This is a genomic window from Streptomyces lydicus (assembly GCF_004125265.1).
Classification (GTDB): Bacteria; Actinomycetota; Actinomycetes; order Streptomycetales; family Streptomycetaceae; genus Streptomyces; species Streptomyces lydicus_C.
On the sequence record NZ_RDTE01000003.1, the window covers coordinates 8,056,125 to 8,077,599 of the forward strand.

Annotated in this window: 22 protein-coding genes; 10 read left to right on the forward strand and 12 right to left on the reverse strand. The window is 71.4% G+C overall.

Annotated features, from left to right (window positions below):
• Positions 1 to 52 precede the first annotated feature (52 nt).
• Positions 53 to 685, forward strand: a complete 633-nt coding sequence (fxsA, locus tag D9V36_RS38005; RefSeq protein ID WP_129297770.1) for an FxsA family membrane protein — start codon at positions 53 to 55, stop codon at positions 683 to 685.
• A gap of 214 nt (positions 686 to 899) precedes the next feature.
• Here the strand turns inward: fxsA and D9V36_RS38010 are convergent, their stop codons facing one another.
• The 4 genes from D9V36_RS38010 to D9V36_RS38025 all read right to left on the reverse strand — a co-directional run bounded on the left by D9V36_RS38010 (position 900) and on the right by D9V36_RS38025 (position 4,598).
• On the reverse strand, positions 900 to 1,277 hold the full coding sequence (locus tag D9V36_RS38010) for an RNA polymerase-binding protein RbpA (protein WP_030080286.1): 378 nt from the start codon (positions 1,275 to 1,277) through the stop codon (positions 900 to 902).
• Positions 1,278 to 1,589: 312 nt separating this feature from the next.
• On the reverse strand, positions 1,590 to 2,972 hold the full coding sequence (locus D9V36_RS38015; protein ID WP_129297771.1) for an MFS transporter: 1,383 nt from the start codon (positions 2,970 to 2,972) through the stop codon (positions 1,590 to 1,592).
• Between the two features lie 145 nt (positions 2,973 to 3,117).
• On the reverse strand, positions 3,118 to 3,918 hold the full coding sequence (locus D9V36_RS38020; protein ID WP_206739779.1) for a glycerophosphodiester phosphodiesterase family protein: 801 nt from the start codon (positions 3,916 to 3,918) through the stop codon (positions 3,118 to 3,120).
• The gene (locus tag D9V36_RS38025) at positions 3,915 to 4,598 is read right to left on the reverse strand and encodes a YczE/YyaS/YitT family protein (RefSeq protein WP_241721203.1); all 684 of its coding nucleotides are present in this window, start codon (positions 4,596 to 4,598) and stop codon (positions 3,915 to 3,917) included. Before D9V36_RS38025 ends, D9V36_RS38020 begins: the two co-directional genes overlap by 4 nt.
• A 100-nt stretch (positions 4,599 to 4,698) precedes the next feature.
• Between D9V36_RS38025 and D9V36_RS38030 the strand changes: the two genes are divergently transcribed.
• Positions 4,699 to 6,204 carry a PLP-dependent aminotransferase family protein gene (locus D9V36_RS38030; RefSeq protein ID WP_129297772.1) on the forward strand — a complete coding sequence of 502 codons (1,506 nt, stop codon included), beginning with the start codon at positions 4,699 to 4,701 and terminating at the stop codon, positions 6,202 to 6,204.
• A gap of 72 nt (positions 6,205 to 6,276) precedes the next feature.
• Here the strand turns inward: D9V36_RS38030 and D9V36_RS38035 are convergent, their stop codons facing one another.
• Together D9V36_RS38035 and D9V36_RS38040 are read right to left on the reverse strand one after the other, a co-directional pair.
• Positions 6,277 to 8,178 (reverse strand): ATP-binding protein, encoded by a 1,902-nt coding sequence (locus tag D9V36_RS38035; protein WP_129297773.1) that lies wholly within the window; start codon positions 8,176 to 8,178, stop codon positions 6,277 to 6,279.
• A 258-nt stretch (positions 8,179 to 8,436) separates the two neighbouring features.
• The gene (locus D9V36_RS38040) at positions 8,437 to 8,631 is read right to left on the reverse strand and encodes a hypothetical protein (RefSeq protein ID WP_018092434.1); all 195 of its coding nucleotides are present in this window, start codon (positions 8,629 to 8,631) and stop codon (positions 8,437 to 8,439) included.
• Between the two features lie 195 nt (positions 8,632 to 8,826).
• Between D9V36_RS38040 and D9V36_RS38045 the strand changes: the two genes are divergently transcribed.
• On the forward strand, positions 8,827 to 9,312 hold the full coding sequence (locus D9V36_RS38045; protein WP_129297774.1) for a YchJ family protein: 486 nt from the start codon (positions 8,827 to 8,829) through the stop codon (positions 9,310 to 9,312).
• A gap of 12 nt (positions 9,313 to 9,324) precedes the next feature.
• Here the strand turns inward: D9V36_RS38045 and D9V36_RS38050 are convergent, their stop codons facing one another.
• Both D9V36_RS38050 and D9V36_RS38055 read right to left on the reverse strand, forming a co-directional pair.
• Positions 9,325 to 9,699 carry an RNA-binding S4 domain-containing protein gene (locus tag D9V36_RS38050; protein WP_129297775.1) on the reverse strand — a complete coding sequence of 125 codons (375 nt, stop codon included), beginning with the start codon at positions 9,697 to 9,699 and terminating at the stop codon, positions 9,325 to 9,327.
• Between the two features lie 146 nt (positions 9,700 to 9,845).
• Positions 9,846 to 10,961 (reverse strand): Ku protein, encoded by a 1,116-nt coding sequence (locus D9V36_RS38055; protein WP_129297776.1) that lies wholly within the window; start codon positions 10,959 to 10,961, stop codon positions 9,846 to 9,848.
• Between the two features lie 31 nt (positions 10,962 to 10,992).
• Between D9V36_RS38055 and ligD the strand changes: the two genes are divergently transcribed.
• Entirely contained in the window at positions 10,993 to 11,940 is a 948-nt protein-coding gene (gene ligD, locus D9V36_RS38060) for a non-homologous end-joining DNA ligase (RefSeq protein ID WP_129297777.1), read from the forward strand.
• A 252-nt stretch (positions 11,941 to 12,192) separates the two neighbouring features.
• Positions 12,193 to 13,761: a murein biosynthesis integral membrane protein MurJ gene (gene murJ / locus D9V36_RS38065; RefSeq protein ID WP_241721393.1), complete on the forward strand. Its 1,569-nt coding sequence runs from the start codon at positions 12,193 to 12,195 to the stop codon at positions 13,759 to 13,761.
• 125 nt (positions 13,762 to 13,886) lie between these two features.
• On the opposite strand, the gene D9V36_RS38070 is transcribed toward murJ, so the two are convergent.
• Positions 13,887 to 14,318, reverse strand: a complete 432-nt coding sequence (locus tag D9V36_RS38070; RefSeq protein WP_129297779.1) for a hypothetical protein — start codon at positions 14,316 to 14,318, stop codon at positions 13,887 to 13,889.
• A gap of 470 nt (positions 14,319 to 14,788) precedes the next feature.
• On the opposite strand from D9V36_RS38070, the gene D9V36_RS38075 reads away from it, so the two are divergent.
• The 3 genes from D9V36_RS38075 to D9V36_RS38085 all read left to right on the forward strand — a co-directional run bounded on the left by D9V36_RS38075 (position 14,789) and on the right by D9V36_RS38085 (position 17,617).
• The gene (locus D9V36_RS38075) at positions 14,789 to 15,685 is read left to right on the forward strand and encodes an endonuclease I family protein (RefSeq protein ID WP_164993108.1); all 897 of its coding nucleotides are present in this window, start codon (positions 14,789 to 14,791) and stop codon (positions 15,683 to 15,685) included.
• A gap of 244 nt (positions 15,686 to 15,929) precedes the next feature.
• Positions 15,930 to 17,120, forward strand: coding sequence for a D-alanyl-D-alanine carboxypeptidase family protein (locus tag D9V36_RS38080; RefSeq protein WP_431357733.1), 1,191 nt, complete (start codon positions 15,930 to 15,932; stop codon positions 17,118 to 17,120).
• 293 nt (positions 17,121 to 17,413) lie between these two features.
• Positions 17,414 to 17,617 carry a cold-shock protein gene (locus tag D9V36_RS38085; RefSeq protein WP_006601696.1) on the forward strand — a complete coding sequence of 68 codons (204 nt, stop codon included), beginning with the start codon at positions 17,414 to 17,416 and terminating at the stop codon, positions 17,615 to 17,617.
• A gap of 157 nt (positions 17,618 to 17,774) precedes the next feature.
• Here the strand turns inward: D9V36_RS38085 and D9V36_RS38090 are convergent, their stop codons facing one another.
• Together D9V36_RS38090 and D9V36_RS38095 are read right to left on the reverse strand one after the other, a co-directional pair.
• Positions 17,775 to 17,966, reverse strand: coding sequence for an antitoxin (locus tag D9V36_RS38090; RefSeq protein WP_088801355.1), 192 nt, complete (start codon positions 17,964 to 17,966; stop codon positions 17,775 to 17,777).
• Between the two features lie 138 nt (positions 17,967 to 18,104).
• Positions 18,105 to 19,130, reverse strand: a complete 1,026-nt coding sequence (locus D9V36_RS38095) for an alpha/beta hydrolase (protein ID WP_129297781.1) — start codon at positions 19,128 to 19,130, stop codon at positions 18,105 to 18,107.
• 196 nt (positions 19,131 to 19,326) lie between these two features.
• Between D9V36_RS38095 and D9V36_RS38100 the strand changes: the two genes are divergently transcribed.
• Positions 19,327 to 19,641: a hypothetical protein gene (locus D9V36_RS38100; protein ID WP_241721204.1), complete on the forward strand. Its 315-nt coding sequence runs from the start codon at positions 19,327 to 19,329 to the stop codon at positions 19,639 to 19,641.
• A 158-nt stretch (positions 19,642 to 19,799) separates the two neighbouring features.
• On the opposite strand, the gene D9V36_RS38105 is transcribed toward D9V36_RS38100, so the two are convergent.
• Complete coding sequence (locus tag D9V36_RS38105; RefSeq protein WP_129297782.1) at positions 19,800 to 20,513, reverse strand: SDR family NAD(P)-dependent oxidoreductase; 714 nt, start codon at positions 20,511 to 20,513, stop codon at positions 19,800 to 19,802.
• Between the two features lie 101 nt (positions 20,514 to 20,614).
• Here D9V36_RS38105 and D9V36_RS38110 point away from each other — a divergent pair, with 101 nt between their 5' ends.
• Positions 20,615 to 21,463, forward strand: coding sequence for a helix-turn-helix transcriptional regulator (locus D9V36_RS38110; RefSeq protein ID WP_129297783.1), 849 nt, complete (start codon positions 20,615 to 20,617; stop codon positions 21,461 to 21,463).
• Positions 21,464 to 21,475 lie beyond the last annotated feature (12 nt).

Below are 21,475 nucleotides of genomic sequence, written 5' to 3' on the forward strand. Positions count from 1 at the left end.
TCCCGCGCGACCCTCGGGGAGTGGGGCGGCAGCGGCCAGGCACACTTGAGGCATGACGTTCGGAGTCACGCCACCGCCGAGTTCCCGCCCGCCCCAGCGCTCGCGCGCCCGCCGCTTCGTCCCCTTGGGCATCGCCGCCTGGCTGGTGCTGGAGATCTGGCTGCTGACCGTGGTCGCCGGGGCCACCAACGGCCTGACGGTCTTTCTTCTGCTGCTCGCCGGAGTGGTCATCGGCGGTTATGTGGTGAAGCGGGCCGGCCGTCGCGCCTGGCGCAACCTCACCGAGAGCCTGCAGACCACCGGCGGCCCGGCGGCCCCCGGCAACTCCGCCGCGTCCGGCAACGGCACCTCGGGTACGGGCAAACCCGGCGACGGCAAAACCGGCAGTGGCAAGAGCGGCAGCGGCAATACGCTCCCGATGGCCGGCGGGCTGTTGCTGATGATCCCCGGGCTGGTGTCCGACGCCATGGGGCTGCTCTGCCTCTTCCCGCCCACCGGGAAGCTGATCCAGCGCCGTGCCGAGAAGCTGCTGAACCGGCGGGCGGGCTACTCCCAGGGCACGTTCGGCAATGCCTTCCAGCAGGCCCGGATGCACCGGCCCGACGGCAAGGTCGTCCAGGGCGAGGTCATCCGCGAGGACGAGCCTTCTTCCCCGCGCCGCCAGGACCCGCCGCTGACCGGCTGACCGGCTGACCGGCTGAGCGTACGCGGGCGTTCGCTGCGCGGGGGACGGACACCCGGAGCGTGCGGGCACACCCGGCGCATGCGGATGCCCGGCGCGTGTGGGCGCCCCGCGCATGCGCACTCCGGCCGGGTGCGGGCGCGGACGCAGCAAGGGCCGGGGCCACCGCACAGTGCGGTGGCCCCGGCCCTTCGTGCTGCTTGGCGCAGGTCCGTTGTCAGGCGGACTTGCGGTTGCTGTCACGCGGATGCACGGCAATGTTCATGGTGCCGGAGCGCAGGACGGCCAGCCGTTCGGCCAGCACCTCCTCGAGCTCCTCGCGGGTGCGCCGCTCCATGAGCATGTCCCAGTGCGTACGCGCGGGCTTGCCCTTCTTTTCCTCAGGGCCATCGCCATCCACCAGAAGCGAAGGTGCACCGCATACCTTGCACTCCCACTCCGGCGGAATCTCGGCCTCAACCGAGAACGGCATCTCGAATCGATGTCCGTTCTCGCATGCGTACTCCACCGCCTGGCGCGGGGCCAGGTCGATGCCGCGGTCGGTCTCGTAGCTGGTCACCACGAGTCGCGTGCCGCGGAGAGCTCGCTCACTCATGAATCGTGCCTCCCGGGCTTGTCGCCCACAGGACAGGTGTCGCTGTCGTCGTCATCCGGTCAACGTCCGGTCGGCGGTGAAGATTCCCGTATTCGAAATTCGGGACATGCGCCCACCCGTCGCCCACCACCGCCCATGATGGAGGCGCTGTGCGCCGCTGCCTTCCTTCGTGCCGCCCCTTGTTGTACCCACCAGCGCCCGGTTTGTCACATCTGGCAGCAGATGTCACCCAGCGCCATCGAGAGTGAAGCGCGCAGTAACGGTCCGCCTGGTGAGCCAAAGGCGTACACTACCGCCCCGCGCGCCCTGGGGCTAAATCCGGTCAGGTACGGGATTTCCCGCCGCGGCGATCGCCCGTCCCACCGGCACTCTCGCCAACAGGACAAAACCGATCACAAAGAACGCCACCAGGGACACGATCGCATCCCGGTAGCTCCCGGTGAGCTGGTAGGCCACCCCGAACACCAGCGGCCCCAGCCAGCTCACGCCCCGGTCACTCATCTCGTACGCGGAAAAATATTCCGCTTCTTTGCCGCGCGGCACCAGATGGGAGAACAGCGAACGGGACAGCGCCTGGCTTCCGCCCAGGACCAGACCGATCCCGGCGGCCAGCCCGAAGAACCACCCGGGCGCCTTCGCGGGCAGGAAGTAGCCGGCCGCGAGCGTCAGCACCCACGCCACCAGGGAGCCCAGGATCGTCCGCTGGGCGCCGTACCGTGCGGCCAGGCGTCCCATCAGCAGGGCGCCCGCCGCGGCCAGCACCTGGACCAGCAGGACCGCCACGATCAGCGTCGACTGGTCCAGGCCGAGCTCCTCGGACCCGTACACGGAGGCCTGGGTGATCACCGTCTGTACGCCGTCGTTGTAGACGAGGTAGGCGAGGAGGAAGGAGAGGGTGAGGGGATGGCGGCGCATATGGCGCAGCGTCTCCCGCAGCTGCCGCCATCCCTGGCCGAGCGCGGCAGCGCCGGGCCCGGCGGGCTGCCTGGCGGCGGCCGTGGCCCGGTCGCGCAGCCGGCGCAGCGGAATCACCGAGAACGCGCCCCACCACAGCCCCGCCGACGCCAGGCAGATGCGCACCGCGGCCCCCGTGGACAGGCCGAAGGAGTCGTGCGCGCCGTAGAGCACCAGGTTGGCGACCAGGACCAGCGCTCCGGCCGCGTAGCCGAACGCCCAGCCACGGGAGGAGACCGCGTCCCGTTCGTCGGGCCGGGCGATCTGCGGCAGGAAGGAGTTGTAGAGCATCATCGACACCACGAACCCGACATTCGCGATGATCAGCAGCGCCCCGCCCAGCAGATAGCGGTCACCGCCCAGGAAGAACATCCCCGTCGTCGCGGCGGCGCCCACGTAGGCGCACCAGCCCAGCAGCGGTTTCTTCCGGCCGGTCCGGTCGGCCAGCGCTCCGGCGAGCGGCATCGCCAGTACCGACAGCAGCAGCGACGCGGACACCGCATACGCATAGAAGGAGCCCGCGCGCACCGGAAGGCCCAGGGGGTGCACAAAGCCGTCCGCGTCCGCCGCGGCTTTCGCCACCGAGGTCAGATACGGCCCCAGGAACACGGTCAGCACGGTCGTCGAATAGACGCTGTTGGCCCAGTCGTACCAGTACCAGCCGCGTTGTTCACGGCGCCGGGCGGCCGCCTCGTCCCCGCCCTCGTCCGCGCCCTTGGCTACGGCTTGTGTGCTCTCCATGCCCGCCCCCGTCTTCCTGTCCCCGTTCAGGCGGCGGACGACGGCGGGCGGACCCGGAACCGGGTGGGTCCGCAGCTGCCGTACGGCTCGCGACGCCCCCTGGATCCCGCATCCTCGCTCGGTCCGCACCGGCATCCCCGCCCGGTCAGACCCAGCATCCTCGCTCGGTCAGCACCGTCCGCAGCGTCTCGATGTGGTCCGTCATGATGCCATCCACGCCGAGGTCCAGGAGCGCTGCCATCCGGTCCGCGTCATTGACCGTCCAGACGTGGACCTGCATGCCCAGCGCGTGCGCGGCGCGCAGGAAGAGCGGATCGACGACGGGGAGGCCGGACTGCCGCTCGGGAACCTGGACGCAGACCGCGCTGCGCCGCACCGCCGCGCCCAGCAGCCGGTCCAGCGGCAGCACCCCGCGGCCGTACGACCGCAGCCGCAGGCCGGCCACCCCGCGGGTGCCGAGCGAGGTCGCCATCCGGCGTCCGGCCAGCCGCTGGGCGCGGGCCACCCGGGCCTCCGAGAACGAGCCGACGCACACCCGGTCCCAGGCGTTCGTGCGGCGCAGCAGGGTGAGCAGCGGGGCGAGTGCGGCATCGGCCTTGAGGTCGACGTTCCAGCGCGCCCCGGGGAACTCCTCCAGCAGCTCCTCGAACAGCGGCAGCGGCTCGTGACCGCCGACGCGGGCCTGTCGCACCGCCCGCCAGGGGAGCTGCCCGATCGCGCCACGGGAGTCGGTGACGCGGTCGAGCGTCGCGTCGTGGAAGGCGACGAGCTCGCCGTCCGAGGTGGCATGCACATCGGTTTCCAGATAGCGGTAGCCGAGGCCGACCGCACGGCGGAAGGCGGCGGCGGTGTTCTCCAGGCCCTCGGCCGCCCCGCCCCGGTGGGCGAAGGGGAGCGGCACGGGGTGGTCGAGATAGCTGTGGCGGGTGCGTATCGCTGGGGTCACTCCGGCAGTATCGCGTGCTCGGGTGAAGCACCTCCGCGGGCCACCACCGGTGAGGGCTTCGCGGGCCGGTCCGCGAGCGCGAAGCGCCGCAGGAAGAACTGCGCCAGCGGACCGATGGCCAGCGCGTAGACCACCGTGCCGACCCCGACGGACCCGCCGAGCAGGAAGCCCGTGACCAGCACCGTCACTTCGATGCAGGTCCGCACCAGCCGCACCGGACGGCCGGTCCGCAGATGCAGCCCGGTCATCAGCCCGTCCCGCGGCCCCGGACCGAAATCGGCGGAGATGTACAGGCCGGTCGCGGCGCCGTTGAGCAGGACGGCGCCCGCCAGCAGCGGGATACGGGCGGCCAGGGAGTGCAGCTGCGGCATCCAGGCCAGCGTCGCGTCCATCACCAGCCCGAGGATCACCACGTTGGCCACCGTGCCGAGGCCGGGACGCTGGCGCAGCGGGATCCACAGCAGCAGGATCAGCGCACCGGAGACGATGGTGACCGTGCCGATCGACAGCCCCGTATGGCGGGATATGCCCTGGTTCAGCACGCTCCATGGCTCCAGGCCGAGCCCGGCCCGCAGCATCAGCCCCATGCTCACGCCGAACAGTGTCAGCCCCACGAAGAGCTGGATCAGCCGGCGCACCGGCTGCCTTCTCCCCGGTCCGGTTTCCCTGGATATGGACATGAATTTCCCCCTCCTGGCAGGATTGGACCGACGCATGACACCATGTGGCAGGTCCGGGCTCGCGAAGTAGAGCCAATTCGGGGAAGGTGGACTGATCTTCATGGCTCAGTGGACTTCAGCGGTGGGTGCACCCCAACTCGCCCGCCTGCTCCGGTCGCAGGACCCGTCCGAGGCCCAACTCGCCGCCGCCGGACGCCGTTTGCCGGCCTACCGCAGCCTCGCCGACGGCGTCCGCCGGCTCGTGCTGGAGGGCCGGGTGCCGGTCGCCGCGCGCCTGCCCGCCGAGCGCGAGCTGGCCACGGCTGTCGGCGTCAGCCGTACCACCGTCGCCGCCGCCTATGAAGCGCTGCGCGCCGAGGGATTCCTGGAGTCCCGGCGCGGCTCGGGCAGTTGGACCGCCGTCCCGGCCGGCAACCCACTGCCCACCCGCGGCCTGGAACCGCTGCCCCCGGAGGCCGCCGGCTCCATGATCGACCTCGGCTGCGCCGCCCTCCCGGCCCCCGAGCCGTGGCTCACCCGCGCCTTCCAGGGCGCGATGGCCGACCTTCCGCTCTACGCCCACACCCACGGCGACTACCCCGCCGGTCTGCCCGTCCTCCGCCAGGCCCTCGCCGACCGCTACACCGCCCGCGGGATCCCCACCATGCCCGAGCAGATCATGGTGACCACGGGCGCGATGGGCGCGGTGGCCGCGATCTGCCGGCTGTGTACGAGCCCCGGTGAGCGGGTGGCCGTCGACTCCCCGTCGTACGCCAATATCCTCCAGCTGATGCGGGACGCCGGCGCCCGGCTCGTTCCGGTCGCGCTCGCCGACAAGCTGGCCGGCTGGGACATTCCCGCCTGGCGCCAGGTGATGCGTGACGCCGCGCCCCGTATGGCGTATGTCGTCGCCGATTTCCACAACCCCACCGGCACCCTTGCCACCGAGGACCAGCGCCGGCGGCTCGTCGATGCGGCCCGGTCGGCCGGCACCCTGCTCGTCGTCGACGAGACCATGACCGAACTCCAGCTGGACGAGGACATCGCACCGCCCCGTCAGGTGTGTGCGTTCGACCCCGCCGGCAGCGCGGTGATCACGGTCGGCTCGGCGAGCAAGGCGTTCTGGGCCGGGATGCGGATCGGCTGGGTGCGTGCCGCCCCCGACATCATCCGCAGTCTGGTCGCCGCCCGTGCCTACTCCGACCTGGGCTCACCGGTGCTCGAACAGCTCGCCATCGCCTCGCTCCTGGAGGGCGGCGGCTGGGAGGCCGCCGTCGGCATCCGCCGCGAACAGGCCCGCGAGAACCGCGACGCGATCGTCGAGGCGCTGCACCGGCACCTTCCGGACTGGGAGTTCAGCGTTCCCCGCGGTGGCCTCACCCTCTGGGCGCGTACGGGCGGACTCTCCGGCTCCCGGATCGCGGAGGCGGGGGAGCGGCTAGGGGTGCGAGTGCCCTCCGGTCCGAGATTCGGTGTCGACGGTGCCTTCGAGGGCTTCGTACGGCTGCCCTTCACGGTCAGCGGAGCCGTCGCCGAAGAGGCCGCGGTCCGGCTGGCCGGCGCCGCGCGGCTGGTGGCGACGGGCGCACCCGTGGGCACGGAGATGCGGCATGCGTTCGTGGCCTGACGGCTGATCAGGGGGCCGGCCCTTCGGGGCCCTCGGCGGGTCCTGGGGGCGGGTCCTAGGGGCGCAGAGGCCTCACCCCTCCGTGGGGACGGCCTCCACGGACCCGTTGACCGCGCGGGATTCGCCACCCTTGACGGTCCGTACCCGGCCCCCTGCCGCGCCCACCGGCTCGGCGGGGGGTTCGGCCTTTCCGGCATCCGGTGCCGGTCCGGTCGTTGCGGTGGCGCCGGCTTCTGTGACACCGCCGGGCTCCGCGGTGCCGTCGGCCGTCAGGGCCTCGCGGTGCGGCTCCGCCGCGTCGGCGTCCCCGGCAACCCCGGCGTCCCCGGCAACCCCGGACTTGCGCATGTTCACCCGCCGGCCGGTATCCGCATCCGCGGACGCGCCCCCGTCACCCGGCGTGCCGTCGGTCGCCGTCGGGTCCGCCTCCGCCCCGTCGGCCGGGACCGTACGCTCCGGCAGCAGCGACAGGACCGCCTGCCGCAGCGCCTGCCCGGTGGCCTCGTCGAGCGGATCGGGCGTGGCCGGCACCTGGAGTCGCAGTACCGGAGCGGACCCCAGGCGCACATAGCCGCGGCCCGGTGGGACGCTCGCGGTCGGCGTGGTGTGCGGCGGCGCCCCGAGCACCGCCCGTACCTCCTCCGCCGTGGCGGGGCCGAGCACCACCCGCGCCTTGGTGTGCGCCCGTACGGGTTCGCTCAGCAGCTCGGCGCTCTCGAACTGGTCGGCCACGACCACCGTGACGTGGGCGGCCCGGCCGTGCCGCAGCGGCGTCTGCAGCCACCGCTGCGGATCGTCCCGGCCCTCCGCGACCGCCACATGGGCCAGCGCCGTCGGACGGTCCGCGAGGATCCACAGGGGCCGCCGGGTGTCCTCCGGCGCGGGACGGCCTGCCTGCCGGGCCCGGTTCGCCGCGATCAGCCGCCGCTCGGTCTCGTGGGACGCCCACTCCAGGGTCGCCAGCGCCCCCGCAAGACCGCTCTCCACCCCCAGTACTCCCCGGCGTCCGGACAGCGCGCCGTACTCACCGGTGCCGCCACCATCGATGACCAGCACATCCCCGTGCTGCAGCGCCTGCAGCGCGATCGAACGCAGCAGGGTCGTCGCGCCCGTACCCGGCTGCCCCAGGACGAGCAGATGCGGTTCGGTGGAGCGCGGCCCGGTACGCCAGACCACCGGCGGCGCATCCCGCGTCTCCTCCCCGGCGGTGACCGGCAGGGTGCGCTGGACGACGTCCGCGTCGGTGAAGCCGAGCACCGTCTCGCCCGGTGAGGAGACGAAGCGCTGCGCGCCGATGTCGGCGGGCAGCGCGTCGAGCACGGTCACGGTGAGCTGATTGGCCAGCTCGTCCCATCCGAAGTGGTACTCGCGGCCACGGCCCGCCTTGGCGTACAGCACCTGCTCGATGCGGAACCGGGACTGGTCCTCACCGTCGGTGAAGTACGCCGGGTACTTCAGCTGCAGCCGTTCGATCCGCCCGCTGTCGTCGAAGGCGTGCTCGGTGAAGACCCGCTCCCAGCCGCCGTCGTGCGTGTACAGGGGGCTGGGGTCGCCCTCGACGGAGAAGTAGGGCACCAGCGCTTCGTAGAGCGCCTGCAGCCGCTCCCGCTCGGCCTCTACGGGACCGGTCTCGACGGGCGTACGCTCCCGTCCCGCCCAGGCGCCCGCACCCATCACCGCGATCAGGGCGAGCAGCGGACCGTACGGCACCAGGCACACGACCAGCACACACGCGCCGACGAAGAAGGCCAGCGGACCGCGGTTCTCCCGGGGCGTGTCGACCCAGCGTCCCCGGCCCGCCGCAGCCAGCCGGCGCAGCCCCCGGCCGATGGTGATCAGCGGATGGAGCACATCACAGGCGCTGTCGGCGGCGGTCCGCGCGAGTTCCCGGCTGCGGGTGAGCGAGGTGCTGTGGGCCATGCGGGCGAGCGGTGCGCTCTCGGTCAGGATGCGGGGCAGCGGTCGACGGGCCACATCGTCTCCTGGTGCTCGTGGCGGTGGTCGCGGCGGTGGTCATGGGTGAGCTCGTGGGGCGGCTCGGTGGGGGCGGCGAGCCGGGAGTGTGCTGCATACGGAGCCGCCCGGACGGGAGGTGGTGCGGTCCGTTCGGGCGGGACCCGTGGAGTGGCACCGGATGACGACTCCGGACAGTGGACGACGGCTCCGGAACAACGGACGACGGCCCGGAACAACCGATGACGACTCCGGACGGCGGACGACGACCGGCCGCCCCTAGATCTTGATCCCCCCGAGGAGGCTCGCCAGGCTCGCCCCGCCGGCCTTGATGCTGGGGGCGATGGCGGAGCTGGCGAGATAGAACCCGAAGAGCGCGGAGACCAGTGCATGCGACAACTTCAGGCCGTCTTTGCGGAAGAAGAGGAAGACGATGACACCGAGCAGGACGACGCCGGAAATGGACAGAATCATGGGGGTTCTCTCCTGGGTGGTGGGGACGGACACCATGAGTTCTTCCAGCCTCACAGTACGTATCAAGCCAGGAAAAGCCGCAAATGGGTGATTTGTCGTGGGAATTCCCCAAATGGGCGCATCTCCAGGGCGTGCCGCTCCGGGGTGTGCTGGGCGTGTCGCGCTCCCGGTCCGCCGACCCGGCACAATCGTGGGGTGTCGAAGCCGAACAAGCCGAACAAGCCGAAGAAGTCGAGCAGGCCGAAGAAGTCGAGCGAGCCGAAGGGCGCGCCGCGCCGCCCGGCCGCCGCTGTCACCGCCGCCTCACCGTGCCCCTGCGGACGCACCGAGGTTTACGGCGACTGCTGTGCCCCCTTCCACCAGGGACGCGCCACCGCCCCGACCGCGGAGCGCCTGATGCGCTCGCGTTACAGCGCCTTCGCCGTCGGTGACACCGGATACCTGCTGCGCACCTGGCACCCGACGACCCGCCCCGGCGGTCTCGACCTGGAGCCGGACCAGCGCTGGAGCGGTCTGGACATCCTCGGCACCACCGGCGGCAGCGCCTTCCACACCGAGGGCACCGTGGAATTCCGCGCCCACTTCACCCTGCACGGCCACGCCGACAGCCAGTACGAGCACAGCCGCTTCGTCCGCGAGGACGGCCAGTGGGTCTATCTCGACGCCCTGCCGTCCGCGTAGGTGCTGCCCGGTTCAGAGCCCCCGCAGTTGGTCGATCTCGCGGCGGTCGCGCTTGGTGGGCCGTCCGGTGCCGCGTTCGCGCAGTGCGATCACCGGAACCTCCTCGCGCGGCGGGACCGGCGGACTGTTGTCGATGAAGCACTCGGCGGCAACGGCCGCACCCACCCGTTTGCGCACCAGCCGCGAGACGACCACGATCCGCTCCCGGCCCGCGTGCCGCAGCCGCACCTCGTCGCCGTTGCGCACCGCATGGGCCGGCTTCACCCGCTCGCCGTTGACCCGTACGTGTCCCGCGCGACAGGCCGCCGCGGCCAGCGACCGCGTTTTGGTGAGCCGTACCGACCAGATCCAGCTGTCGATGCGGGTGGTCCCCTCGTCTGAAGCCATACCAAGACTCTAGAACGGGCGCCGGGCGAGCGGTGGCCCGAAGGCCCGGGGCGTCCCACTACGGCTCGCCGTACGCGTCGGCTCTACGTGTCTGCCGTACGCGTCCGCTCTGCACGTTCGTCGTGCCCGTCCGCCGCCGACGGCCGTCACCCCGTCTTCCGGCCCGATTTCCCGCCCGTCGCCTTCTTGGTGGTGCTCTTCGATGTCGTCTTCGTGGCGGTGCCGGCGGTCGAGGCCCGGGCGCTGGTGCCGGTCTTCTTGGCCGGCGAAGCGGACCTCGTCCGTCCGCTGGAAGTCTTCGCCACGGCCGCCGTCTTCTTGCCGGCGGCCTTCTTCGCAGGGGCCGAGGCGGTCTTCTTCGGCGTCTTCTCAGTCGGAGTGCCGCTCCGCCCGGAGGCGCGCGGCCCGGCCTCGCCCTTCTTCGCCGGCTTCCGCCCCCGCAGGGAAGTCACGGACGCCGACTCCGCCCGGGCGTCGGGCTCCCCGCCGCCCTGCGCCGCCCGCACGCTCTTCTCCAGGGCCGCCGTGAGATCGATGACCTGGGCGCCGGAGCTGCCCGACGCGGAGGGGGCGGCCGGCTCCTCGCCCTCCATCTTGGCGGCCACCAGTTCCTCGACGGCCTCGCGGTAGTCGTCGTGGAGTTCGGCGGGGTCCAGCTCGCCCAGGGAGTCCATCAGCGTCTCGGCCAGCTTCAGCTCGTTCTCGCGAAGGCCGACGTCGTCGGGCGCCACCCCGGTGGCGGACCGGATCTGATCGGGCCACAGCAGCGTATGCATCACGATCGCCTGGTCGTACGCCCGCAGCATCGCCAGCGACTCCCGCCCCCGCATCGCCACCTTGCCGACCGCGACCTTCCGGTGGTGCTCCAGCGCCTCCCGCAGCAGGGTGTACGGCTTGGCGGCGGATGCTCCGTTGGGGCCCAGGTAGTAGGCCTTGTCCATCTGGAGCGGGTCGATCTCGGAGGGGTCGACGAAGGACAGGATCGACAGCGTCTTGGCGGTTGGCATCGGCAGCCGGGACAGATCGTCGTCGGTGATCGGTACGACAGTCTCGTCACCCGGCGGCTGATAGCCCTTGCCGACCTCCTCGTTCGGGACCTCCTCGCCGTCCAGCTCGCAGATCTTCCGGTAGTGGACCTGCGCGCCGTCCTTCTCGTGAATGCGCACGAAAGAGACCGACGAGGTGCGGTCGGTGGCGCTGTAGGTCTTCACGGGGATGGTGACCAGACCGAACGAGATGGAGCCATTCCAGATAGATCGCATCGTTTATCCCTATTTATGGGATTCTCATGGTATGTCGCCGATCACCGATGTGGAGGGGCGGCGCCTCCCGCTGACCAACCTGGACAAGGTCCTCTACGCCGAGACCGCCACCACCAAGGGCGAGGTGCTGCACTACTGCACCACCGTCGCCGGCCCGCTGCTCGCCCACCTCCACGACCGGCCGCTGTCCTTCCTGCGCTACCCCGACGGGCCGGAAGGCCAGTGCTTCTTCACCAAGAACGTGCCGCCCGGTGCACCCTCCTGGGTGAAGACCTGCGAGGTCCCCCACTCGGCCTCCGGGCCCGCCCGGCAGGTTCTGCTGCAGGACCTGCCCTCGCTGGTCTGGGCCGCGAACCTGGTCGTCGAACTGCACACCCCGCAGTGGAAGTGCCAGGCCCCGGGCATCGCGGACCGCCTCGTCCTCGATCTCGATCCCGGCTCACCGGCCACCATCGTGGAGTGCTGCGCCGCGGCGCAGTGGCTGTACGACCGGCTGGCCGCCGACGGCCTGGAGGTCTGCGCGAAGACCAGCGGCTCCAAGGGCCTCCATCTCATCGTGCCCATCGAACCCACCCCCTCCGAGCGGGCCACCGCATACGCCAAGACCCTCGCCACCGAGGCCGCGGCGGCTCTCCCGGACCTTGTCGTGGCCAAGATGACCAAGGCTCTGCGCCCCGGCAAGGTCTTCCTCGACTTCTCCCAGAACGCCGCCGCCAAGACCACCGCCGTCGCCTATACGCTGCGTGCCCGCGCCACCCCCACCGTCTCGGCCCCGGTCACGCGGGACGAGATCGCCGAGTGCACCGATCCGCGGCAACTCACCTTCCTCCTCGACGAAATCGCACCCCGCCTTGCCCACCACGGCGACCTGCTCGGCCCGCTCCTCGACCCCGACCGGGCCCGGCCACTGCCGCGCGCCGCCTCCCCCCGTGCGCCCGCGACGCCCAACCGGACCGGGCCCGGCCGGAGTTCGACGTAGATTGGCGGCATGCTGGAGGGGACACCACACACGCCACACGACACACTGCCGCTACGTCTGCCGGACCGATGGGCGGACGACGGGGACGCCGACGACGGACGGGCGCCCGGCAACGAGGGGAAACCGGACGGGCGGGCGCCGCGCCCGGGGCGGCGCCGGCACGCCGCGGGCAAACGGGGTGGCGCGAGCAACCAGGATGAGGAGAGCAATCGGGACGGCGAGGGCGGAGGCCTGCAGCGCTCCTCACTCCTGATGGCGCTGGGAACCGTGGTCTCCCGTGGCACGGGAATGATCCGGCAGGTGCTCCAGGCGGCCGCACTCGGCACCGGCCTGCTCGCCACGACGTACAACACCGCCAACATGGTCCCGATGAGCATCTACACCCTGCTGATCGGCGGCGCGCTGAACTCGGTACTGGTGCCGCAGCTGGTACGCGCCAGGGCCGAGCACGCGGACGGCGGCCGGGCCCATGAACAGCGCCTGGTCACCCTCGTCCTGAGCGTGCTGGCGGTGGGCACCGTGCTGTCGCTCTGGGCCGCGCCGCAGATCGTCGCCGTCTTCACGCCGGACACGCCCGGGCACCACGCCGCCTTCGAACTCACCGTGGTGTTCGCCCGGTTCCTGCTGCCACAGCTCTTCTTCTACGGGCTCTTCTTCATCTTCGGCCAAGTACTCAACGCCCGGAACAAGTTCGGCGCGATGATGTGGACGCCGGTCCTCAACAACATCGTGCTGATCACGATGTTCGGGATCTACCTCGGCCTGCTGGCGGGCCCCGACCGCATCGAGGACATCAGCCCCGGCCAGGTCGAATTCCTCGGCATCGTCACCACCGGTGGCATCGCGGTACAGGGCCTGGCCCTGATTCCCTTCGTCCGCGCCGCCGGCTTCCGCTTCCGGCCGCGCTTCGACTGGCGTGGCACCGGTCTGCGCAAGAGCTTCACGGCCGCCCGCTGGACCCTGCTGTTCGTGCTCGCCAACCTGGCCGCGATGGTCGTCGTCACGCACTACGCCGTCGCCGCCGACCAGCAACTCCCCACCGCGGGCGTCGGATACACCGTCTACAGCTATGCCCAGCTCATCTGGACGCTGCCGCAGTCGATCATCACCGTCTCGCTGGTGACGGCGCTGCTGCCGAGGATGAGCCGGGCGGTCGCCGAGAACCGTCCGGACGAGCTGCGTGCCGACCTCTCCCGTGCGCTGCGCGTCAGCGGTGTCGTGATCGTTCCGGCCGCCTTCTTCTTCCTCGCGCTCGGACCGCAGACCGCCCAGCTGCTGTTCGCGCACGGCACCGTGGACACCGCGTCGGCCGTGCCTGCCGGGCACATGCTGCAGGCCTTCGGGCTCGGGCTGATCCCGTACTCGGCCCAGTACCTGCTGCTGCGCGGCTTCTACGCCTTCGAGGACACCCGCACGCCGTTCTGGATGGCCGTCTGGATCGCGGTCGTCAACATCGTCCTGGCCACCGCATGTCATCTGCTGCTGCCCGCCCGCTGGGCGGTGACCGGTATGGCCGCGGCCTACGCCGTCGCGTACGGCGTCGGGCTGCTGGTCACCGCACTGCTGCTGCGCCGGCGGCTCTCCGGGCGCCTCGACGGCCGGCGCCTGTGCCGCACCTACGGCAAGCTGACGGGGGCCGCCGCCACCGCCGCGGCGGTCGGCTGGCTCGCGGCCCGTGCCTGCTCCGGCGTGCCCGTTCCGGCGGCCTGGACCCCCGTCCTGGGCCTGGCCGCCGGCGGTATCGGCATGGCGCTGATCTTCCTGGCCCTGGCCCGCGCCCTGAAGATCGGTGAGCTGCGCAGCCTGCCCGGACTGCGGTGACCGGCTCTGCAGTGACCGGCTCTGCTGTGACCAGGCGTGCCGTGACCAGCTCCGCGGTGGCCCGGTGGGTGTGATGGCCCGGCAGGTGGTGCCCCGGTCCGCGGTGGACCGGTCGGCGGGCTCCCTCACACCGCGCGCGACCGCGGCCAGGACGTCTGTGCGGCGGCCGCCAGCCAGCCGATGACGGCACCGACGGTGGTGTCACCCAGGCTCGCGATCTCCGCCAGGGCGGCCAGGTCCCCGTCCGCCGGAGCGACACCGGCCGCGGTCAAGGCGGCGTGCAGGTCCAGCCGCCGGCAATCGGGCATCGCCACCGGCCCTTGCCGCTGCTCCTCCAGAAGCGGCGCAGCGGACAGGCCGAACGGCTGCGGCGGCTCGAAGGGCAGCCGGTCCTCCGGGCGGGGCGGCGGGAGGAAGGGGTGCGCGGCGGAGGCGGACGGGTGCGGCGGTTCGAGCGGGGACGCGGGCGCGCCGAGGCGCTCCTCGGGGCGCGGGGGAGCGAGCACATAGTCCGGCGTCGTGCCGTACGGCGGGGGAGTGGGGCGGAAAGGCGACATGGCGGCCTCCACAACTCGCGGTCCGAAGGGTTCACCGGCTTTCGGTAAAGACGGTGTCAGTTCTTCGGAAGCCGGACGGCGCCCCTCCGGTTGCGGGTGAGGCGAGGGTTCACCCGATGGGCCCAAGGGGGGCGGCCCTCTCGCTACGAGGTCGTCACCGTGGCGGCGTTCGTCCACGACCTGGAGCTCGCTGGCGCCCTGGCACCACCGACGCCGCTGGCGCCGCTGAACGGAAACCGGTCCGGGTGCGGCACTTCTGACGAGGTATCGGCAATCTGCGGTGGAATCGCATTTTCGGCGGAATTCTTGGGTTGTCACGGTGTGGGAAAGGTAACTCTCTCCCCGATGTTCCCACCGTGGTGATTACCGCGATGGAAAGCTTCCTGCGGCCGTATTTCCCAACGGCCGGTGCCGGTCGTGCCCCACATTTTCGCGACCCGGCGCCACAATTCGGGGAAAGGACACCCTTCGTGGACAACACCCGCGTGAACCGTCGCGCCCGGATCGCACTGGCCGTCGCCGCCGGAACGGTATTGACGGTGGCGGTCGGACAGCTCCCGGCCGGTGCGACGGCCGCTCCGGCTGCCCCCCACCGTGCCGCTGCCGCGTCCGCCACCCAGCACTCGTCCATATCCGCCGGCGCATCTGATGCCGCGTCGTATGACGACACGTCGTATGACGACGACTACTACAAAGACGCCGTCGGCAAGACCGGCCAGGCGCTCAAGGAGTCGCTGCACCGGATCATCAGCACCACCCAGACCGGAAAACTGACATACGACCAGGTCTGGGACGCCCTCAAGGACACCGACCAGGACCCCGACAACAGCGCGAACGTCATTCTGCTGTACAGCGGCCGGTCGCTGAGCAAGGACGCCCACGGCGGAAATCCCGACGACTGGAACCGCGAGCACGTCTGGGCGAAATCCCATGGCGACTTCGGTACCGACACCGGTCCCGGCACCGACCTCCACCACCTGCGCCCGGAGGACGTGTCGGTCAACAGCGCCCGCGGCGACAAGGACTTCGACAACGGCGGTACGGCGGTGGACGGGGCGCCGGGCAGCCGCACCGACGACGACTCCTTCGAGCCCCGCGACGCGGTCAAGGGCGATGTCGCCCGCATGATCCTCTACATGGCCGTCCGCTACGACGGCGGCGACGGCTTCCCCGACCTGGAGCCCAACGACAAGGTCGACAACGGCACCCAGCCGCACATCGGACGGCTCTCCGTCCTCAAGCAGTGGAGCAAGCAGGACCCGCCGGACTCCTTCGAGAAGCACCGCAACCAGGTGATCTTCGACAAGTACCAGCACAACCGGAACCCGTTCATCGACCACCCGGAGTGGGTCGAGTCGATCTGGTAGACCGCATCCGGTCGGCCGGGCCGGGGCCGGCGGCGGTTCTCCCGCCGGCCCCGGCGTGTCCCCCCGAACGACAGTCGGCGTGCCCCGTACGGCAGTCGGTGTGCCGCGTACGGCAGTCGGGGCGCTCGCACATCGGATGGCGTAGGCCAGCCAGCGCGCGGCCGGGGTCGTTTTTAGCGTGGGCCACATGTCGAGCGCGAGTTGGGTCCCCGTCAGAGTCGTTACCGCAGCCACCGTTTGTGCCGTGAGCCTGCTGGCCGTGCCGGTCCCGGCGGCCGCCGATGGCCCCCATGGCATCGACGACCTGCGGGCTGCCGCGCACGCGGGCCACCCGGCCCGGATCCCCGACCGGCTGGACGGCCGGGGCGTGCAGTTCCTGCCCCGGCCGGACGTGCCGGAGCCACCGGACGTCTCCGCCCTGTCGTGGATGGTGACGGACATGGCGACCGGCAAGGTCCTCGCGGCCAAGGACGCCCACCGGCCCCTGCCGCCCGCCAGCACCCTCAAGGCGCTCTTCGCCGTGACCGTGCTGCCGAAGTTCTCCCAGGGGGAGGTACACACCGTCTCCCTCCGGGACCTGGACGGTATCGAGGCGGGCAGCTCGCTGGCCGGCCTCAAGGAGGATCTGCCCTATCGCGTCGCGGACCTGTGGGACGCGGTCTTCCTCCGCTCGGGCAGCGATGCCGTGCACACCCTGGCCGGCATGAACGGCGGCTGGAACAAGACGATCGACGACATGCAGGAGACCGCGGACCGCCTCGGCGCCCGCGACACCACGGTGGCCTCCGCCGACGGGTTCGACACGCCGGGCCAGTTCTCGTCCGCCTACGATCTGGCGCTCTTCGGGCGGGCCGGCCTGGCCGACCCCGACTTCGCCCACTTCGCCGCCACGAAACAGACGGAACTGCCGGAGGAGGGCGGCCCGGACGCGTTCGGCATCGTGAACACCAACCGGCTGCTGGTCGGCTCGCACGGCGTCAAACCGTACGACGGCCTGATCGGGGTGAAGAACGGCTACACGACCCACGCCGGAAACACCCTGATCGCCGCGGCCCGGCGCGACGGCCGGACGCTGCTGGTCACCGTGATGAACCCGCAGTCCGGCAGCCGCAACGCCGTCTACGAGGAGACCAGGGACCTGCTGGACTGGGGATTCGAGGCGGCTCCCCGGGCGGCCGCCGTCGGCGTGCTCCCCGCGCTGCAGCCCCGCGGGGGCACCGGCGTGTCGCAGCCCGTCGCCCACCACTCGCGGGCGGTCGTGCCGCTCCACAAGGCGGCGGTCGTGGCCCAGACGGAAGCCGACACCGACGCACGGTACTGGTGGTTCGTCTCCGCCGCCGGAGCCGTCGGGGTCATCGCCCTCGCCGGGCTCGGCACCGCTCTGTGGTGGCGCCGTCGCAAGCCGTCCGAGAGCCGGGGCGGGGAGTCCGGCTGAGGCCGTGCCGAGTGCCGCCGGACGTCGTACATGCATCCGATCGGTCAGGGATACGGAGGACGTGCGATGGCCTTGCCCGGTGAAGGGCGACGCGTCCGCCACGGTTGTGCGGCCCGCCGGGCGCTGCTCGGTGTAGCGTCCTGATCAGCTGTCGTGGTTCCGAAGTGCCGGACGCCCGTGTCGCATTCACGGGCGTCCTTGCTGTGTAGCGCGTCTCCGGACCAGGGCGATCACCTCCGGGGTCCGCAGCACGCGGAACCCGATTCGAGCCCCCTTGAACGAAGGAGACGGATATGGCGTCCGGCACGGTGAAGTGGTTCAACTCGGAGAAGGGCTTCGGCTTTATCGCGCAGGACGGCGGCGGCGCCGACGTCTTCGCGCACTACTCCAACATCGATGCCACGGGCTTCCGCGAGCTGCAGGAAGGCCAGAAGGTGACCTTCGAGGTCACCCAGGGCCACAAGGGCCCGCAGGCGGAGAAGATCCGTCTGGCGTAGTCCGGCGGATGCGCCGTCGGCGCCCGTTCCCGGCCCGGGGGCGGGCGCCGACGCACGTCACGGGGCGCCCGGTACGTCACCCGGTCGGCCGAGGGAAAGGCAAAGAGCGGCCGGCCTTGACCCTCGCGTGCGGGCGGGCCCGACGGGGGCCGCCGCCTCAGGGCTGCGGTGGCCGGTCCTGGCCCTCCCCGCCGAACTGGTCCCGCATCTTCTCCTGCGCCGTGTCGACCTGACCCTTGTACTTGCCCTGGGTCTTGTCGTCGACCATGTCGCCGGATTTGTCGATGCCCTTGTCCGTCTGGCTTTCGTGGCCCTTCAGCATGCTCTTGATCTTGTCCATCATGGACATGAGTGGTCCTCCTCACCACGGTCCCCCCAGGTCTCCAGCATCACCCCCTGCCAGGTGATCTGCATCCGCGCGCCGGGGCGGTGCCGGGGCGTCTCCGGGATGTCCGCAAGGCGGTCCCCGGCGGCCGTGGCGGCCGGTTCAGGGAGCGCTCGCCACCGGTGCCTTCATCCGGTCGCTGATGAACTTGATCGAACCGGCGGCCATGCCCTTCTGGTAGTCCCAGGCGTTGTGCCGGCCACCGGGGATCAGCTGCATGGCGGTGTGGATCGGGCCCTTGCCGTAGGTCCGGCGGAAGTGCTCTACGGCGGTGGTGACGGCGGCGGGCTCCCGGCTGCCGGCCTGGAACGCGAGGTAGATGTCCGGCCCGCCCTTCTGCAGCAGCCGCCGGGCGAGCTTTGCCGGGTCGTTGGCGTCCCGCTGCGCCCGGTGCCCCGCCCACAACGGCGAATCCGGCACGATGTCCGGGCCGCTGGCTATGGCCGCCTTGAACTTCTCCGGATGTTTCAGCACGGACTTCAGCCCGGCGAAGCCACCCGAGGACGACCCCATGAAGCCCCAGCCGTCGCGGGACTTGAACGTACGGAAATTGGCCTTGGCCAGCTGGACGACGTCGTCCGTCAGCCAGGTGCCCATCTTCTGCCGGCCGGGTATGTCGCTGGCGTCGTGGTACTGCGTGTCCGGGTTGAGCATCGGCATCACCACGATGAACGGGAGGCTCTTGCCCTCCTCGGTCCACCGGATGAGGTTCTCCTGCAGTTCGATATCGCCGCCCACCCAGTAGTTCGTGACGCCGCCGGGCTCCTTCGGGCTGCCCAGGCCACCCGGCAGGGCTATCAGCACGGGAAATCCGCTCTTGGCGTATTTCGGGTCGTGGTACTCCTTCGGCGCCCAGACCCAGACGCTTCCGGTGACACCGGATTTCGGGCCCCTCAGGGTCGTCCGCGCTATATGGGTGCCGTCGTCCAGGGTCCGGGTGATCCGGAAGTCGCTCTTGGGACCGGTCGGCATGAGGGTGTCCGCGTCGACGGGCCGGACCCGCGCGGCGCCGTCGCCGTGGGCGCCGGCATTGAAGTCGACCGGGTTTCCGGTCTCCGAGCAGCCGGCGAGCAGTGCGCAGGCAGCGACGAGGGTGGCCGCGAACGCGACGGCAGAAGGGCGTTTCACGAGGGACTCCGCTACTGGATGATCAAGTGCAAGTGCTCATAAAGAGGGAAAAGGCGTCGGGGAGGTTCCCCTGCCACGCACAGGCTTTCGATGCTTGATTCACCCATACGGAGTAACGCGTCCCCGGTGGTTGCCCGCGGCCGGCCTCCGGCTCGCTCGACGGGCACGGTCGTGCGGCCCGGCCGAGAATGCAGCGGTGAGCGATGAACACCGCAAAGAGGAACACCGCAGTGCCGATGGCCCCGCGTCGCGCGCCATGCCGGGCGACGAGGAACGAAGGCTCGCCAGGAAGGCGCTGGCCGGCCGGGCGCGGGACGCGGACGACCTGTCGTTGTTGACGGACATGCTGGGCCTGGACCCGAGCCGCGATCCGGACCACGAGGCGGCGCACGGCCGTCAACCGGGCCCCGGCCGGGGAGCCGGTCGCGGCACCGGACGAGAGCGGCGCCAGGAGCTGCGCCGTGACACCTGTCGTGACGCCCGGTCGCGCTCGGGCGGCCCCGGGGCGTAGCCATGCCCGGGCCCGCCCGCCGTTCCCGGTGCTACCGGCCGGCCGTCCTCGGAGTCGGCGGCTTTGTGCGGCGGTGTGTGCACCGTCTGCCCGCCTGGTGCATCAATGCGCAGATCAGGATGATCCGTTCACGTGGGTTGTCCGGCGACTCCGGATGCTCACCAGGGCAGCGGCCCCGCCGCATCGAAGTACCCCCCGGTGGGGCCGTCCGGGCCCACCTGTGCCATGCGGACGATGATCTCGGCCCCCTCCTCGACCGACTGGATCCCGGTATTCCCGTTCAGGTCCGTCTTGGTGAAGCCGGGCTCCACCGCGTTGATCCGCATGTCAGGGAACGCCTTCGCGTACTGCACGGTGATCATGTTGACCGCGGCCTTCGACGCCGGGTAGGCGACCCCCGGGTAGGCCGCGGCCGGGTGGTCCGGGTCGGCCATGTGCGTGAGCGAGGCCAGGCCGCTGCTGACATTGACCACGACCGGCGACGCGGACCGCTGCAGCAGCGGCAGGAACGCGTGGGCGACGCGTACCGTGCCGAAGACATTGGTCTCGAAGGCTTCCCGCATCACGTCGGCGGTGACGTCCGCCGCCCCGGCCACCTCGTTGCCGGGGCCGCGCACCTCGATGCCGGCGTTGTTGACCAGCACGTCGAGGCCGCCGTTGGTCTCGATCGTCTGCACCGCGGCCGCGACGGACGCGTGGTCGGTGACATCGAGCTGCACGGCCCGCGCCCCGGCGCCCAGTTGCCCGGCCGCGCGACGGCCGCGGGCCGCGTCCCGGCTGCCGACGTAGACGGTGTGGCCCGCGGCGATGAGACGTCGGGCGGTCTCGTAGCCGAGACCCTTGTTCGCTCCGGTGACCAGTGTTGTCGTCATGCCTCCAGCATCCGCATCGCCCGCCGGCGCAGCCAGGAGCCCCGGCTTCCTGGGACCGGCAGTACCAGGAAGGCGGCCGGCAGGCAGGGCACACTGGCCGCATGGCGACGGCGGAGTTCGGCAAGGCGGTGCGCCGCTGGCGCGACCGGGTGGGGCCCGAAGCGGTGGGGCTGTCGGCCGGCGGGCAGCGGCGCGCGGCAGGACTGCGGCGCGAGGAGCTGGCCCTGCTGGCCGGGATCTCGGTCGACTACGTCACCCGGCTCGAGCAGGGGCGTGCCACCCACCCCTCGACCCAGGTCGTCGAAGCCCTGGCCCGGGCGCTGCGGCTCTCGGAGGAGGAGCGCGCCCACCTGTTCCGGCTGGCCGGGCTCGTGCCGCCGGGTCCGAAGACGGTGCCGGCATATCTCACCCCCAGCGTCCAGCGGCTGCTGGACCGGCTGACGGGGACTCCCGTGGCGGTCTTCGACGCGTCCTGGACCCTGCTCGTGGCCAATGCGCCCTACGCGGCCCTGATGGGCGATCCGTCCGGCCGACGCGGCAACGAGCGCAACGGCGTGTGGCGTCACTTCCTCGGCCCGGGCACCGGGGCCCGCCGCACGCCGCAGGCGCAGCGCGATCACGAGGCCGCGCTCGTCGCGGACCTGCGCGCGGCCGCCGAGCGGTACCCGGCCGACCGGCGGCTGCAGCGGCTGATCGCCGACCTGCGCGCGGGCAGCGAGCGGTTCGGCGAGCTGTGGGCCACGGGCGCCGTCGGCCGTCACGATCCCTCGCGGAAGACGATCGACCACCCTCAGGTCGGGCCCGTATCGCTGGACTGCGACGTCCTCACCGTGGCGGGCAGCGACTTGCGGATCATGGTCTACACGGCCGAACCCGGCACCGAGGACGCCGAACGCCTCGCCCTCCTCACCGTCCTCGGCAACCAGGATCTCGTCGGCCCCGCCTCCTGAAGCGCGCCGCCG

Bases quoted from the DNA above. Each gene is read 5' to 3' on its own strand.
- fxsA (WP_129297770.1), top strand. From the start codon at position 53: ATGACGTTCGGAGTCACGCCACCGCCGAGTTCCCGCCCGCCCCAGCGC.
- D9V36_RS38010 (WP_030080286.1), bottom strand. From the start codon at position 1,277: ATGAGTGAGCGAGCTCTCCGCGGCACGCGACTCGTGGTGACCAGCTAC.
- D9V36_RS38015 (WP_129297771.1), bottom strand. From the start codon at position 2,972: ATGGAGAGCACACAAGCCGTAGCCAAGGGCGCGGACGAGGGCGGGGAC.
- D9V36_RS38025 (WP_241721203.1), bottom strand. From the start codon at position 4,598: ATGTCCATATCCAGGGAAACCGGACCGGGGAGAAGGCAGCCGGTGCGC.
- D9V36_RS38030 (WP_129297772.1), top strand. From the start codon at position 4,699: ATGGCTCAGTGGACTTCAGCGGTGGGTGCACCCCAACTCGCCCGCCTG.
- D9V36_RS38040 (WP_018092434.1), bottom strand. From the start codon at position 8,631: ATGATTCTGTCCATTTCCGGCGTCGTCCTGCTCGGTGTCATCGTCTTC.
- D9V36_RS38050 (WP_129297775.1), bottom strand. From the start codon at position 9,699: ATGGCTTCAGACGAGGGGACCACCCGCATCGACAGCTGGATCTGGTCG.
- D9V36_RS38055 (WP_129297776.1), bottom strand. From the start codon at position 10,961: ATGCGATCTATCTGGAATGGCTCCATCTCGTTCGGTCTGGTCACCATC.
- ligD (WP_129297777.1), top strand. From the start codon at position 10,993: ATGTCGCCGATCACCGATGTGGAGGGGCGGCGCCTCCCGCTGACCAAC.
- murJ (WP_241721393.1), top strand. From the start codon at position 12,193: ATGGCGCTGGGAACCGTGGTCTCCCGTGGCACGGGAATGATCCGGCAG.
- D9V36_RS38070 (WP_129297779.1), bottom strand. From the start codon at position 14,318: ATGTCGCCTTTCCGCCCCACTCCCCCGCCGTACGGCACGACGCCGGAC.
- D9V36_RS38085 (WP_006601696.1), top strand. From the start codon at position 17,414: ATGGCGTCCGGCACGGTGAAGTGGTTCAACTCGGAGAAGGGCTTCGGC.
- D9V36_RS38090 (WP_088801355.1), bottom strand. From the start codon at position 17,966: ATGTCCATGATGGACAAGATCAAGAGCATGCTGAAGGGCCACGAAAGC.
- D9V36_RS38105 (WP_129297782.1), bottom strand. From the start codon at position 20,513: ATGACGACAACACTGGTCACCGGAGCGAACAAGGGTCTCGGCTACGAG.
- D9V36_RS38110 (WP_129297783.1), top strand. From the start codon at position 20,615: ATGGCGACGGCGGAGTTCGGCAAGGCGGTGCGCCGCTGGCGCGACCGG.